The sequence below is a fragment of the Limosilactobacillus sp. genome, assembly GCF_051873035.1.
Taxonomy (GTDB): Bacteria; Bacillota; Bacilli; order Lactobacillales; family Lactobacillaceae; genus Limosilactobacillus.
Window position 1 is genome coordinate 1 of sequence record NZ_JBJEEL010000057.1, and the last position, 15,121, is coordinate 15,121.

The following is a 15,121-nucleotide window of genomic DNA, read 5'->3' on the forward strand; positions in this document are numbered from 1 at the left end:
GGTCAGTATTATTTATTTGAGTCCAGTGGCTAACTTATTCTTGAAATTTAGGAATAATAATGAAAGGATAATTTTTCATATGAATACCGATGACTACCTCTTTACCTACTTTGTAATTCTCGATAAAACCGCCAGTATGATCCCGACCTATGACCAGGTGGTAGTGCATGAATTGGTCAAGAATAACCAGCGCTTCACCACGGTGACTAAGAAATACGACCAGGCAACGGTCGACCAAACCATCCACGAAATATTCGTTCAGCTAATTAACGGTCGGATTTTCCAGGGAAACATTGCTAAGGATGAGATCATCATTAGCAATACCACTCCCCTCGCCGTGGAAATTTTACAACACGTTCAAGATCAATCCTTCTGGTCGGCACTTAAGCAAACCGCTGACCAGTGGTCCCAGACGCCACTAACAAAATTTGTAGTTGATTACGTTGAGCACTAATTATAAAACCCGGTACCACGATAAATACGCGACACCGGGTTTTAGTATTTTAAAAATAAAAAAAGGACGCTTTTTAGGCGCCCTGCTACCGGTACGATTATTGAGGAGCTACCTCAATATCATTTTGCACACCGGCCTTATTATTCTGATAACTTAATTATAGCACAACTTAATTATGATACAATTGTTGTGCACATCGGGTGGGTAGCTCCCACTTAAACCATGTGCAATAGGAGGTGATCTCCTATGGGACATTGGTTCCTTGTTATTCTGATTGTGTCTAGTAAGCACATTAAAAAACTAATTCATAAACTATTCAAGTAATAGTTTCAGCGCTCGTTCAAAGATGAGCGCTTTTTAATTTTAAACCAAAAAAGAACCCTTGTCTAGCAAGGGTTCTTATGTTTAGATTACTTTTCGCTGTCGCGACGACGTTCAGCGATACGAGTAGCCTTACCAGTACGTGCCCGCAGGTAGTACAGCTTAGCACGACGTACACGACCATGACGCAGAACATCGATCTTAGCAACCCGTGGTGAGTGTACTGGGAAAGTACGTTCAACACCAACACCGTTACTGATCTTACGAACAGTGTAGGTAGCGCTGATACCAGCACCGTGGCGCTTGATAACAACACCTTCGAACATCTGGATACGTTCGTGGGAACCTTCAACGATCCGGGCGTGAACACGAACAGTATCACCGGCACGGAAGTCCGGAATATCATCACGTAATTGACTAGCAGTAATCTTTTCGATTAACTTATTTTGACGCATAAAAATTTCTATCCTTTCGCCGACATTCATGTCCTTAAGTGGGCAGCGGAATACCGTTATTCACGGCTAAACAGCCAATAACTACTATACATACTTTTGCCTTTACTTTCAAGGGTTATTCCTGATGTTCTTCATTAATAATGGAATGCCGGATCCCATAAGTAAAGTAGATCAACAGGCCGATTACAAACCAACCGACCATCAAAATCTTGGCATCTCGATTCAGTCCCCAGAAAATCACTGCCGAAAAAATTACCGAAACTGCCGGTAAAACTGGATACCAGGGCATCTTAAATTGGGCATCTGGCAGGTCCTTCCCTTCCCGGGGCCGCAGGGCGTAAATGCCCAGCGAAACAAAGATGAAGGCCACCAGGGTTCCCGCGGAAACCAGCGTGGCCAAGAACGTAAACGGAAAAACGGAGCCTAAAATCATTGCTAAAATCGTAATCAGCCACAGGGCGTGGCTTGGCACGTGCTTTTGGTCAACCACTCCCAGCGTTTTAGGCAGTAGGCCATCCCGACCGAAAGCGTAAATTAGCCGTGACGAGGCCAGCAGGATTGCAATCAAGGCGGAGAAAATGCCGACAATGGCCACAATTGACAAGAGGTTAGCTGTCAGGTAGTGGCCAGATTGCCGCAGGGCCCAGGCCGCTGGTTCCGCATTATTGGCGTAGCGGGAATACTTAAACATCCCCACCAGCACCAAGGAAACGGCAATAAAGAAGCCCGTCCCCAGTACCAGGGTGCCAATTAATCCCCGGGGCATCGTCTTTTGGGGGTTCTTCGTTTCGGCTGTGTTAGCCGCGATGGCGTCAAAGCCCACGTAGGCAATAAAAATCTGCGCGGTCCCCGCTAGAATCCCCTGCCAGCCACCAAAGGTCGTCCCGGCACGGTGGGGCGGAATAAACGGTACGTAGTTCTTAGACTGAATCGCCGTCGCGCCCACCACGATGAACATGATGATTACCAGGAGCTTTACAGCAACGATGGTATTTTCGATCCGACTTACCTGGTGGACCCCCCGCGAAATCAACAGGCCCACTACCAGGATCGCCACCGCCGCCAACAGGTCGACGTACGACCCCTGCTTGGGGTTAAAGCCCCCCGTCAGTGCAGTCGGTAGCTTAATTCCCAGGCTCGCCAAGAAGCCTTGCATATAGGCCGACCAACCAGACGCCACAAAAGCCACCGAAATAAAGTACTCGGCTAACAGGGCCCAACCCGCAATCCAGCCAAAGAATTCACCAAAGAGCACGTTGATCCAGGAAAAGGCCGAGCCGGCAAAGGGCAATACTGAAGACGTTTCGGCATAGGCTAATGCCGATAGGCCCGCCCCGATCGCTGCCACAATAAAGGCAAGCGGAACCGCCGGACCGGTATGTTCGGCCGCCACAATTCCCGGTAGGGTAAAAATAGCGGTCCCAACCACCATCCCCGTTCCCAGGCCGATTAAATCAATTGTCCGTAGACTGGGGGTCAGCTTGGCATCCTTTTGCTGGTAAACGGTTGGATCCTGTTTCCAAAAGAGGCGCTTAATTAACTTCTTCATTGGCACCTCCTAGTCCGGCACGTTCGGATCCTGGTCTAATTTAAGATCCTGGAGCATGATTTCCTGTTCACGGGAAAGCTTAGCGGTCTTCAGGAGGTCGGGCCGCCGTTGAAGGGTCCGGCGTAGGGATTCACGCATCCGCCATTCCTTAATCTTTTGGTGGTTACCGCTGGTCAACACTTCCGGTACCTTCATCCCCCGGAAGTCAGCTGGCCGGGTATACTGCGGGTATTCCAGCAGGCCATTGCTAAAGGAGTCCCCCATCGGCGAGGCCATATTACCCAAGACCCCAGGCACAAAACGAACGGTTGCATCAATCATGACCATTGCGGGCAATTCACCACCGGTTAACACGTAGTCCCCTAGGGAGGCCTCATCGGTCACCAGGTTACGAATTCGTTCATCATAACCCTCGTAGTGCCCACAGATAAAGGTCAAGTGTTCTTCTTGAGCAAGTTCTTGAGCGTAGTCTTGGTCAAACTTACGGCCAGCGGGATCCATCAAAATTACCCGTCCCTTAGGGTATTGACCCGCTGTCTCCTTTTCAATCGCCGCCATTGCATCATAAATTGGCTGGGCCTGTAAGAGCATTCCAGCGCCACCGCCAAAGGGTGCATCATCAACGTGGTTATGCTTATCGGTGGTATAGTCCCGAAAGTCAGTGACGTGCACGTCTAAAAAGCCATTATCCTGTGCCTTTCCGACAATTGATTCGCCCAGCGTGGCCTGAAACATGTCCGGAAAGAGGCTTAAGATATCAATTCGCATTATTCTAACCCCTCCATTAACTCAACCAACACCTGACCATTTGCCAGGTCAACCTTCTTGACGACATCATCAATCACCGGTAAAAGGAGGTCCTGCTTACCGGCCCGTTTGACCACCCAGACATCATTGGCGCCAGGCGAAAGAATTTCCTTGATGGTTCCTAATTCACGGCCATCATCAACCGTTTTAACAGTTAGGCCAATAATTTGGTGGTAATAGTATTGACCATCTTCAAGTGGCTGTTGGTCCTCACCACTAACCTGTAATTCGTGGTCACGGAACTTCTCCACATCATTGATATTGTCATAGCCGACAAACTTAACCAGGACAAAGCCCTTATGCTGCCGGGCCTTTTCAATGGTTAACTCCAACGGTGCCCCTGCCGTCTGTAGGTACAGCTTGTGCTGGGGAGCAAAGCGTTCTTCGATAAAGTCGGTAGTTGGAATTACCCGGACTTCACCACGAATGCCATGCGTATTAACGATTTTACCAACGTTATACAGTTTCATATTTCCTCCTAAAACGAGAAAAACTCCCACCAGAAAGTGTGGGAGTTTTTTTATTTAGTGACGATGATCGTTAATCAGTAACCGGACTTTTTTAGAGTTGGAACGCCGAGAACGCGCACCTTCGACAACGGTCCGCAATGCCGCAGCAACATGTCCCTGTCGTCCAATCAAGCGGCCAACATCATCCTTACGAACGTCAACAATGTACCGATGATAGCGACCACTATCATCTTGCGTAATCGTCAACGCCTCAGGATGCTTTAAAAGTGGGGTAACTAAACTACGAATCAGCGTCTCTATATTTGTCTCAGTCATGATAACTCATCACTACTTCTTTGCGTACTTAGCTTCGTGGTACTTCTTCATCACGCCAGCCTTTTGAAGCATGTTACGAACCGTGTCAGATGGTTGGGCACCCTTTTGTAGCCAATCCATAACAGCGTCTTCATCAAACTTGACTTCCTTAGGAGTAGTCAATGGGTTGTAAGTACCTAAAGCGGTAATGAAACGACCATCACGTGGTGAACGTGAGTCAGCTACGACGATCCGGTAGAAAGGACGCTTCTTTGAACCCATACGCTTTAAACGAATTTTAACAGACATTTTTGCACCTCCCTGAATTCTTTTAACAGATAATAATATACCAGTCTTCAAGAAGAATGTAAAGTAGTTTTTCTTGACAGGCTTAATTATTTTTTGGTCGACGGCGAGCCAGGCCAAATAATGCCGCTAAGGCCGCTAGCCCCAGTGCCAATAACCCGTACTGGTTGGCCGTTCCCGTTTGCGGCAGCTTAGTTGCTTGCGCAGTCGCGACTGTTTTGTTTGATTCCTCAGGCAGAGCTGGTCTTACAGGGTCACCTGGTTGGGATGGGGTAGCTGGCTGGGTTGGCACCTCCGGAGTGGTCGGGTTAGCCGGTGTAGTTGGGGTCGACGGCGTAACTGGATCAGTTGGGGAGGTTGGAGCAACTGGCGTAGTTGGACTCGTCGGTTGTGGGTCCGTTGGCTGCGGGTCTGTCGGCTGTGGATCCGTCGGTTGTGGGTCTGTTGGCTGCGGGTCCGTCGGTTGTGGATCTGTTGGCTGGGGATCCGTTGGTTGCGGGTCTGTTGGCTGCGGGTCTGTTGGTTGTGGATCCGTCGGTTGTGGATTCGTTGGCTGTGGGTCTGTCGGCTGCGGGTCCGTCGGTTGCGGATCTGTTGGCTGGGGATCCGTTGGTTGTGGATCTGTTGGTTGCGGATCCGGTTGCGGATTCGTCGTGTAGTTAACCACAAATTCAAAGTGCTTAGTCGCACCGTTGACAAAGTCCGCCGCTGATAACTGCGGAGCAGCAACTAGTGACTGATCAGCCTGGTAATTACTGATTATTGGCGACTGGACATTCCCAAAATTACCGTCAGCCTGCCAAGCACTCCAATCATTCAACACCTGATTATTAGTTAAATCAATGCTCCGCTCCCGGGAATAGTTAATAACGTGATTATAGTCTGGGGCGGCCGTTTCTCCTGCGTGCTCACCATTGGCATAAACGTACTTAATATTCTCCGTTGCCGTAAAGTTCTCCGTCTCAACCTGTACCCGATGCTTCAAATAAATGTAAACATCCTGGTGACCCGCCGTGAAGTTCCCGGCGGTCGCTGCTGAATCAGCTGTGGCGGTCGCTAATTCATACCCCGCCTGACGGTAGTCCCAAAGTGTATTAGTATACCGGTCACCGACTTCACCAGTTCTTGACTGCTGCTGGGCCGTCAATTCCGTTCCGTCCTGAGGAGTAAAGGTGGTTGCACTTGGGTTAACGCCCTCATCCATATAATGAATCGTAACGCTCCCCTCCTCTGGCTGGGGAGTAGGCTGGTCTTTCTTGTAAACGACGTATTCGACAAAGTTATCGTGAGGAAAGCCAAATGCGTCCTCATGACCATAGACTTCATGGCTCTCACTATCGCCAGTTAGCTTACTACTCGTCACCGCTTTGCCATTTACCAAAACGAGTTGGCCGTTTTGATCCTTTTCGCCGACAAAGGCCGTATAGCCATCACGATGAACGTCAACGTCCGTAAATGCCTGGGTTTGTCCCGCAAAGTCATTTTGGTCGCCACCACTAACAAAGCTAACGGTCCGGACAAGGTCGCTGACCGGCTGTCCATTATCGTCCTTCATCGGTTGACCATTTTCATCTACAAAGTGGATGGTCTGGCTGACCCAGCCGTAGAAATGGTTAGCAATGTAGCCATTGTTAGTCGGGCGGTTGTCCGAACTAGCATCAATCCAATAACCATAATCTGTCGTATAGTTGTATCCGGCGTCATTGGCGACAGCCACGTGCCAGGGATGACTATTAAGGTAGTTTCTAACGGCCTGGTTTTGGATTGGGTAGCCGCTGAACCAGTTTTGCCGGTCATTGTCCCCCTGGTAGGTGACGTTAGCCTGATCCTTGGCAAAGTCCGTAATTGAATCCGGTGGTAATAATGCGGTTGGATCAGCAGTTCGCCAATTAATTAGGGTGAACGGTGCGGTATTGTTGTAGGTTACCCGAAAGCCTTTGTAGGCCTGGTCAACATTTACAGTATAGGTAACCGTGTTGCCGTTATTAGAATAATTAGCGGTCACCGTCACTTTCGGCTGCTGGTAAAGCGATGGATTAGATAGGTAGTAGTCGCCAGTACCAGTAACCTGGTCGACTAATTGAGAACGATTATCTTCTGGGACGATTAAATCCTGTAACTGCCTTTGGACATCCGCGGCTGTCACGAAATCAAAACTAACATCGGCATTATTGGCCGGTTTGGTAACCGTAATTGTAAATTGTTGTCCCAGTTGGTGATTATTTTGATCCTTATTTGCCAAGGAAAGACCCACACTCTGGGTTTCATCGTGGGGAATTAAATATTCCTGACCATTAGCCGTAAACCATTCATGTGCTGGCATGTTGCCAGTATGATTGCTAGCGATTGGCTTATCCGTCACTTTAACGTTCGCCTGACCTGAATCGATCTTTTGAACCGTAAATTGCAGACCGCTAGCGAACTTCTTATCACCAACCTGTAAATCATCATTTGGCGTATAGGTACCCGCATTACCGGTACTAGTATACAGGGTAAATGGCGCGGGGGCGTTGCTCTTCTTATCCTGATACGATGAGCCATTGTACCAAACCAGGCTAAAGTCAAAGTGCCAGGTCCCGGTGGTGCCGGCGTGGCTTGCCAGGTAGTCTTTGATCCCATCCGTAAAAATAAGGCGGTAATAGCCATTACTAGTCCCCAGGCTATCCGCATCACCATTACTATTCTTGGTAGAGACTAACCGACCATTCTGGCCGATCGTTTGCTGGTAGCCATCTAACTGCCCAACCGGAACAATGTACGCCGCCGTCACGCCATTACCCGTCACTGCTAAAGGCTGGGCCTGGTTATTAATAACTCCGTAACTCATTACCCAAGACTGACCGTCATTGGTTTGGTATGGTAAACCTAATTTAATGTCAAGGTAGTCTCCCGCCTTCAGTTGGGCCGCCTGATTACTGGGAATATCTAGTCCCAGATCTAAAGTAGTGGTTCCGGGAGTCCCCGTTTGCTGGTCCCCGCTTGCTTCTACTACCTGATGGTTGCTAATTTCAATCTGGTTATTGCTATCACCAACCTGATCATTGATCGCTGTTTGGGCGGTTGGCACTGTTGATGTTGCTTGCTCTGCCGGGGCCACCTGGACTGGTGATGAGCTCTCACTTGCTGCTGGTTGCTGGGCACCATTACCTAGCGACTGATCACTGGCCTGTGCCTGGGTCACTTCACCATTTGCCGGGACGGTGGCGGCATGCCCCGTGTCTGCACTTAATCCGAGGTAAAACGATGTTGATAATAAAACAGAGGCCACACCAATGCTAAGTTTACGTAGGCCATAGTGCGGTAACTGTTCTTGTGATTGCTTACTCTTCCAAGCCATCTTAACTTTCCTCCGTTAATTAGTAAATTCGGCGGGGTATTCCCCCGTGATATCAGCTACTCATTCCAGCAAGGATTATTAGTTAATACCACAATTCAATTCTAATTATCTTAGCACAATTTTAGGTAACTGAACAAAGAATTTGCAATCAAGTGATAAGACGTTCTAGATGCCATATTCAAGCTGTTTTTCGTCATAATTTCATTAATATCAGTTTGGAAGATCACTATGCTCAATATCTATTTAATTATCGGACAATAATTAACCACTAAAGTCAATTATCGATGATAGTTATATAAAATAAAGCACCAGTGTCAATTACTAACACTGGTGCTGATTAATAATTATCTCTTTTTACGCAGCTTCCGGAGCTTTTTAATTCGCTTGGCCTTATCCTTCTTCATCTTCCGGGCCATCCGATTCATTGCCATCTGCCCCATCTTACCGCCAGGCATCTGACCGCCAAACATATTCTGCATGCCACTCATGTTACCATTAGTGACCTGCTTCATCATCTTCCGCATCTGGTTAAACTGCTTGATCATCCGGTTAACTTCCACAATTGGTCGCCCGGCACCCGCTGCTAACCGGCGCCGCCGACTTGGATTCATCAAATCCGGATTCTCTCGTTCTTCCGGCGTCATCGAGTAAACAATTGCCTTGATGTGGTCAAATTGCTTCGGGTCAACGTTAAGGTTCTTCAGTGCCGGATTGTTGGCCATCCCCGGCATCATCTTAATGATATTTTCAATTGGCCCCATCTTAGTAACCTGGTCCAACTGGGCGAGAAAGTCGTTATAGTCAAACGTGTTTTCCCGCATCTTGTCCATCGTCTCTTGGGCCTTTTCTTCATCGAAGTCCTTTTGGGCCTTTTCGATCAGGGTCATCATATCCCCCATGCCCAAGATTCGGGAAGCCATCCGGTCGGGGTGGAAGACGTCTAAGTCGGTCATCTTTTCTCCTTCACCGACGAACTTGATTGGCTTACCAGTAACAGCCCGAATTGACATGGCAGCCCCACCACGGGTGTCACCATCCAACTTGGTTAGTACTACCCCAGTGATATCGAGCTTGTCGTCAAAGCCTTGGGCCGTGTTGACGGCATTTTGCCCGGTCATGGAGTCAATTACCAGCAGGATTTCATCCGGGTGCACGAGTTCCTTAATGTTGGCCAGCTCATCCATCAGCTGCTCGTCAATTTGCAGACGACCGGCCGTATCGATGATGACATAGTCATTGTGGTTCTGCTTAGCCACTTCCATCCCCTGACGGACAATTTCTACCGGGTCAACATCGGTGCCCTTTTCAAAAACCGGGACATCGATCTGGTCGGCCACCTGTTGCAGCTGGGTGATGGCCGCTGGCCGGTAGACATCGGCCGCGATAAACATTGGCCGGGCGTGCTCTTCATTTTTTAAGCGGAGGGCCAACTTACCGGCCGTGGTCGTCTTACCGGCCCCTTGTAGACCAACCATCATAATAACGGTTGGAATATGCTTGGACTTATTAAGCGGGACCGCTTCTTCCCCCATTAACTTTGTCAATTCATCGTTAACGATCTTAACAATTTGCTGGGCCGGGTTCAGGCCCTTCAGTACTTCAGCACCGGCGGCCTTTTCCCGGACCGTTTTAACGAAGTCCTTAACCACCTTAAAGTTAACATCGGCTTCTAGTAGGGCCAGGCGGATTTCCCGCATTGTTTCCCGCAAGTCGGCTTCCGTCACCTTAGGCTTACGCCGGAGTTTTTCCATCGCCTTTTGCAGGCGTTCAGTTAATCCTTCAAATGCCATTCTTTATTCTTCCTCCAAACTTTCCAAATGACTAACCAGGTCATTCAGCTTTGCATCCGCTGGGTAGTGACTACGAACATATTGTTGAATTTCGTCCGCCTGCTTATTACGGGCCTGAAATTCGGCGTATAAATGGAGCTTTTGCTCATAGTCTTCCAGGATGTTTTCTGTTCGTTTGATATTATCATAGACCGCCTGGCGACTCACGTGAAAGTTCTCCGCAATTTCACCGAGGGAGTAATCCTCACCATAATAGAGCTCCAGGTAGTCATTTTGCTTTTTGGTCAATAGCGGTTGGTAAAACTCAAAGAGGGAGTTAATCCGGTAATTTTTTTCAATTTCCATAGTAACTCCTAGTTAACATCAACCAGGCCCTTGAAGAGGCCGTAAACAAAGTCTCCGGCGTCGAACTTCTCCAAGTCATCGACCTTTTCACCAAGGCCAACGTACTTAACTGGCAGGTGAAGTTCGTTACGGATTGCCAGGACAATCCCCCCACGGGCCGTCCCATCCAACTTAGTAAGGACAATTCCCGTCACGTCAGTACTTTGCTTAAACAGTTTAGCTTGGTTCAAAGCATTTTGTCCAGTCGTGGCATCCAAGACTAATAGAACTTCGTGGGGGGCATCCGGGATTTCCCGGGTCAAGATCCGCTTCATCTTGGCCAACTCCTTCATCAGGTTGACCTTGTTCTGCAGCCGACCCGCGGTATCAACGAAGAGGATGTCGTAGTTCTCCTTCTTCGCCTTTTGCACTGCGTCAAAGACAACTGCCGCCGGATCACCGTTTTCGGGGCCGGTCACAATATCAACCCCGTCACGCTGGGCCCAAACTTCTAGTTGTTCGGTTGCCCCGGCACGGAAAGTATCGGCCGCGGCCAGCAAGACACGTTTGCCTTCCTTCTTGAAGCGCGCCGCCATCTTACCAATGGTGGTTGTCTTGCCGGCACCGTTCACACCGACAAACATAATGACGGTTGGGCCTTCCTTAGCCATCTGCAGGTTAGGATTTTCATCCTTACCCGCCGCCTCATAGATGTCGACCATCTTTTCAATGATAACGTTGGACACGTCCTGCTTGCTCTTGGCGTTTTCCAGTTTAACCTCTTCCCGGAGGCTGTCGCTGAGTTTCATCGCCATGTCATAACCCACGTCAGATTCAATTAACAGGTCTTCGAGGTCATCAAAGAAGTCCTCATCAACGTGACGGAAGTTGGCTAAGAAACGGTTCAGGCGGGCGCCAAAACCAGTCCGTGATTTTTCCAGGCCCCGGTCATACTTGGCCTCAGTCTGGTCGGGTGTTTCTACCGTCGCTTCCGTGGTGGTCGTGTCAGCTGTAGGTGTTTTTCCCACCAGCGAGGTCGAGCTGGCCAGTGACGTGGAGCTGCTCTCACTGGTGACACTAGAAGTGGATACACTCTGTGAAACACTCATGCCAGTAGATTGACTGCTACTCAGCTGGCTTTCAACCGCACTAACAGCTTCCTGACTAGCGCGCAACGATTGGATCAGGCTGGTCGTGGTTGAGAGTGACATGACCATAGAAGTACTCAGTGAAGTTGACTGGCTTAGCGATCCACTGACGGACTGGCTCTGTGACTGTGCCACGCTCGTGCTAATACTGATACTCGTTGAGGTAGAGGTCGTCGTCGATAAGGACGCCGTCGTTGAAGTAGACTGACTAGCCGTTGACGTTGACGCTGACTCCGAACTTACTTGTTTTTTCTTGTGCCGGCGGAAAATATCAAATAATCCCATATTTATTCCTCCTCATTATTACTTTTATCCAGGGTATCAACCACGTCGACAGAAACCATCTTTGAAACACCTGATTCCTGCATGGTAACCCCATAGAGAACGTTAGCCCCCATCATTGTCCCCTTCCGGTGGGTAATAACAATGAACTGCGGGCCGGACTTGCCAAACCGCTGCAGGTAGTTGGCAAACCGTTGCACGTTAACGTCATCGAGAGCTGCTTCCGGTTCATCCAAAATTGCAAATGGAACTGGCCGGACTTTGAGAACCGCGAACAATAAGGTAATTGCGGTCAATGCTCGTTCCCCACCAGATAACAGGTTCAGGTGCTGGTTCTTCTTGCCCGGTGGCTGAGCAATAATATCCACCCCTGTTGTTAACAGGTGCTGCGGATCAGTCAATTCAAGTTTAGCCCGGCCACCATTGAAGATCTGGCGGAAGGTTTCATTAAAGGCGGCCGAAACCTGATTAAAGGTCGTCAAGAACCGTTTCTTAACGGTACTATCCATCTCAGCCATGGTTTGTTGTAACTGGTCACGCGACGTTAAGAGGTCGTCTTGTTGGCCCTTTAAGAAGTCGTACCGTTCCTTTACCCGGTCATACTCCGCAATGGCACTGACATTAACCGTTCCTAACTCATCGATCCCCCGTTGCAGCAGTTTCAAGCGGGTAGCCAGGTCCTGGTCACTAATGTCTTGATCCGCCTTTTGCCGGGCCGCATCGATTGTCATCGAGTAGTGTTCACTCAGCTGGTTTAATAACTGGTCAAGTTGTCCTTCACACCGGATACGTTGGGCGGTCAGGTCACTGACATTATCAGCCGCTGCCCGTAGCAGTCCCTGCAAACGGTCCTGGCGTTTTTCTTCGCCACTTAATTTTTCTTCAACCGCTGTCAGGTCATTGTTGGCCGCCGTTAGCTGCTCCTGCAGGCCGGCTAACCTATGCTTAGCCTGGTCGAGTGCGGCCGCGGTCGACTTTTCATCACTGTCCTGAACCTGGAGACTCTGCAGTAGCTGGTCACGCTGATGAGTCAGTTGCTGCCCCTGCTTCTCCAATTCCCGTAACCGGGCTACCAGCCGTTGCTCTTGCTGGTGGTACTGCTGCCCCCGTTCATCGGCCACCGCTAACCACTGGTGGAGTTGGTGAACCTGCTCGTTTTGGCTATCCGCATTGGTGCGCAATTGTTCAATCTGCTGGTTAACCGACTGGGTTGCTTCCTTCACCTGTGCCAACTGGCGATCGGTTTGCTGTTGGGCCGCCTGGTTTTGAGCCACCTGAGCCTGGTAGGACTGGTGCTGGTCCGTTTGTTGATTATTTTGGTATTGGAGCGAACTGATCTGCCGGTCCAGTTCCTTCAGCTGGTCACGCAGGCGTTGAACATCATTTTGGGCCGCCTGGAGTTGCTGCGTCAGGTCATGACCCTTTACCTGCAACTTAGCCTGGCGATCCTGCCCCTGCTCTTGGGACTGGTGGAGTTGGGCAACCTGGGCCTCTAATGACTTAGCAGACGCTTGTTGCTGCTGCAGAAGCGTTGACAGTTCCTTGCCGGTTTGCTTCTGGCTTAAGACCCCGTGTTGCTGGTGACGGTTAGCACCACCGGTCATTGCCCCACTGGCATTGATCAATTGGCCATCCAGGGTAACTACCCGAACCTGGTGACGACCGGCACGAGCAATCGTAGCCGCGTGGTCCAAGTTATCAGCGATAACGGTATTGGCCAGTAGGTGGTCAACGATCAGCTGGTACTTAGCTGGGTATTGAATCAGTTCGGTTGCCCGACCAACATAGCCGGGAAGACTCGCCAGTTCAGTCCAAATAGTTAATGGCCGGCGCTGCCGTAGGGTATCTAGTGGCAAAATAGTTACCCGACCACCACGCGTTTTTACCAAGTAGTTGATAATCGCCTTCCCGGTTGCCTGCTGGTCAACCACTAGCTGCTGGAGCTGGCCACCAAGAACCGTTTCAATTGCCGTCGTCAGTTTGCTAGGAACTTCGACCAGTTCACTAACCGCCCCTGCCAGGCCGGGGAATTGATCCCGGTTTTTCAAGACACTCTGCACTCCCCGATAGTAACCGGCATAGGTCTCTTCCATTGCCTGAAAGGCCTTAATCCGGGAGGCCGTCGAATGGGCATCCCCTAATACCTGATACCATTGCCGTTGGGTCTGCTGGTAACGGTCCGTCACCGTCGATAGTTGCTGGTTAACGTGGGCTAATTCTTGCCGCTGCCCGGTGAGTGCTGCCTGCAACTGGTCAACCCGCTCTTGCTGGGTCGTTAACTGAGCACTAACCGACTTTTTACGGTCTAGCCGGGCTGACAGGTCGGCGTTACTCTGTTTCTGCTGACTGAGGCTTTGCTGGTGATTTTGCTGCAAAAAGGTGGCCTGGTTATGAAGGGTGGTCTGCTTTTGCAGCAGGTCAATCTGCTGGTTTTGTAACTCGGCCAGGCGCTGTTGTAACTGCCGTAGCTGTTCACCCGCCGTCAAGTGCTGGGCCCGGGACAATTCTTCACGGTGACTAGCAATTGCTGTCTGCTGTTCTTCGATCGTGGCCTTTAGCTTCGTCAGGTCCTGGTTAGCCCCGGTAACGGCCTGCTGGTTAGTCGCCAACTGCTCTTGAAGACGTTCTGCCTCTCTTTGGCGCTGTTGCTGCTTAACGTCCGAAACCGACCGCCGGTTACGGTAATCAGCAATCAACTGCGTCTGTTTTAAGATTGACTGTTGGACCTGGTCCTTCTTTGCGGCTAAAGCTGTCCGGCCTTCCTTATGCTGGGCTAATTTCTTTTCGGCCACCGTTGTTTCCAGCTGGTACTTTTTAGAAAGCTGCTGGGCTTCCTGCAATTTAGCTTGGAGCTTCGTCAGCTGGCCATGTTGCTGGTCATAAGTACGAACTATCCGGGTCTGGTCAAAGCGGTCAAATTGCTTCTTTTGCTCTAAGTAGTCCTTAGCCAGGGCACTTTGATCGGCCAGTGGATCTAACTGACTCGATAGTTCATGAATAATGTCACTAACCCGGTTAAGGTTATCCATTGTGGTTGCCAGACGCTTTTCCGCCGTTGACTTATTCTTTTGGTACTTGGCGACGCCCGCTACGGCCTCAATAATGCCCCGCCGGTCTTCGGGCTTACCGTTGAAGATAGCCGCAATTCGTCCCTGCGAAATAATTGAGAAGGACTCCCGACCGAGCCCGGAGTCAATAAAGAGGTCAACGATGTCTTTTAAACGCACTTTTTGACCGTTAATCAGGTACTCACTGTCCCCATTGCGGTACAGCTTCCGACTAACGGTCAATTCAGTGTAGTCACTCGCTAGGTAGTGGTCACTATTGTCAAAAGTAATTGAAACCAGTGCCCGGTTAAGCGGTGCCCGGTTGGCAGACCCATTAAAAATCACGTCGGCCATCTTATCACCACGCAACTGACGGGCCGATTGTTCACCCATTACCCAGCGGATCGCTTCAATAATATTACTCTTTCCACTACCATTTGGCCCCACAATCCCGGTCATTCCTTCTTCAAACTTAATCGTGGTCTTGCGGGCAAATGATTTAAATCCATCAATTGTTAATGATAATAATCGCATTCT

Annotated in this window: 12 protein-coding genes; 1 reads left to right on the forward strand and 11 read right to left on the reverse strand. The window is 49.7% G+C overall.

Translation table 11 applies throughout. The features are described 5' to 3' along the window. The first annotated feature begins 79 nt into the window (after positions 1–79). Positions 80–454: a hypothetical protein gene (locus ACI31H_RS05515; protein WP_439770997.1), complete on the forward strand. Its 375-nt coding sequence runs from the start codon at positions 80–82 to the stop codon at positions 452–454. Positions 455–864: 410 nt separating this feature from the next. Here the strand turns inward: ACI31H_RS05515 and rplS are convergent, their stop codons facing one another. The 11 genes from rplS to smc form a co-directional block, all read right to left on the reverse strand. Further along, the gene (rplS, locus tag ACI31H_RS05520) at positions 865–1,230 is read right to left on the reverse strand and encodes a 50S ribosomal protein L19 (protein ID WP_439770998.1); all 366 of its coding nucleotides are present in this window, start codon (positions 1,228–1,230) and stop codon (positions 865–867) included. A gap of 115 nt (positions 1,231–1,345) precedes the next feature. Then, positions 1,346–2,779 carry an APC family permease gene (locus ACI31H_RS05525; protein ID WP_439770999.1) on the reverse strand — a complete coding sequence of 478 codons (1,434 nt, stop codon included), beginning with the start codon at positions 2,777–2,779 and terminating at the stop codon, positions 1,346–1,348. Between the two features lie 9 nt (positions 2,780–2,788). Beyond that, positions 2,789–3,547 (reverse strand): tRNA (guanosine(37)-N1)-methyltransferase TrmD, encoded by a 759-nt coding sequence (trmD, locus tag ACI31H_RS05530; RefSeq protein WP_439771000.1) that lies wholly within the window; start codon positions 3,545–3,547, stop codon positions 2,789–2,791. Then, the gene (rimM, locus tag ACI31H_RS05535; RefSeq protein ID WP_439771001.1) at positions 3,547–4,056 is read right to left on the reverse strand and encodes a ribosome maturation factor RimM; all 510 of its coding nucleotides are present in this window, start codon (positions 4,054–4,056) and stop codon (positions 3,547–3,549) included. The genes trmD and rimM overlap by 1 nt, the downstream gene beginning before the upstream one ends. Before the next feature lie 54 nt (positions 4,057–4,110). Then, entirely contained in the window at positions 4,111–4,371 is a 261-nt protein-coding gene (locus ACI31H_RS05540; protein WP_439771002.1) for a KH domain-containing protein, read from the reverse strand. A 12-nt stretch (positions 4,372–4,383) separates the two neighbouring features. Beyond that, the gene (gene rpsP / locus ACI31H_RS05545; RefSeq protein WP_047770352.1) at positions 4,384–4,659 is read right to left on the reverse strand and encodes a 30S ribosomal protein S16; all 276 of its coding nucleotides are present in this window, start codon (positions 4,657–4,659) and stop codon (positions 4,384–4,386) included. 82 nt (positions 4,660–4,741) lie between these two features. Next, complete coding sequence (locus tag ACI31H_RS05550) at positions 4,742–7,993, reverse strand: mucin-binding protein (RefSeq protein ID WP_439771003.1); 3,252 nt, start codon at positions 7,991–7,993, stop codon at positions 4,742–4,744. Between the two features lie 344 nt (positions 7,994–8,337). Then, a complete protein-coding gene (gene ffh, locus ACI31H_RS05555; RefSeq protein ID WP_439771004.1) occupies positions 8,338–9,783 on the reverse strand; it encodes a signal recognition particle protein in 1,446 nt (481 codons plus the stop codon). 3 nt (positions 9,784–9,786) lie between these two features. Then, a complete protein-coding gene (locus ACI31H_RS05560) occupies positions 9,787–10,128 on the reverse strand; it encodes a putative DNA-binding protein (RefSeq protein WP_439771005.1) in 342 nt (113 codons plus the stop codon). Positions 10,129–10,136: 8 nt separating this feature from the next. Next, the gene (ftsY, locus tag ACI31H_RS05565; protein WP_439771006.1) at positions 10,137–11,540 is read right to left on the reverse strand and encodes a signal recognition particle-docking protein FtsY; all 1,404 of its coding nucleotides are present in this window, start codon (positions 11,538–11,540) and stop codon (positions 10,137–10,139) included. Positions 11,541–11,542: 2 nt separating this feature from the next. Beyond that, entirely contained in the window at positions 11,543–15,118 is a 3,576-nt protein-coding gene (gene smc, locus ACI31H_RS05570) for a chromosome segregation protein SMC (protein ID WP_439771007.1), read from the reverse strand. Between the last annotated feature and the right edge of the window lie 3 nt (positions 15,119–15,121).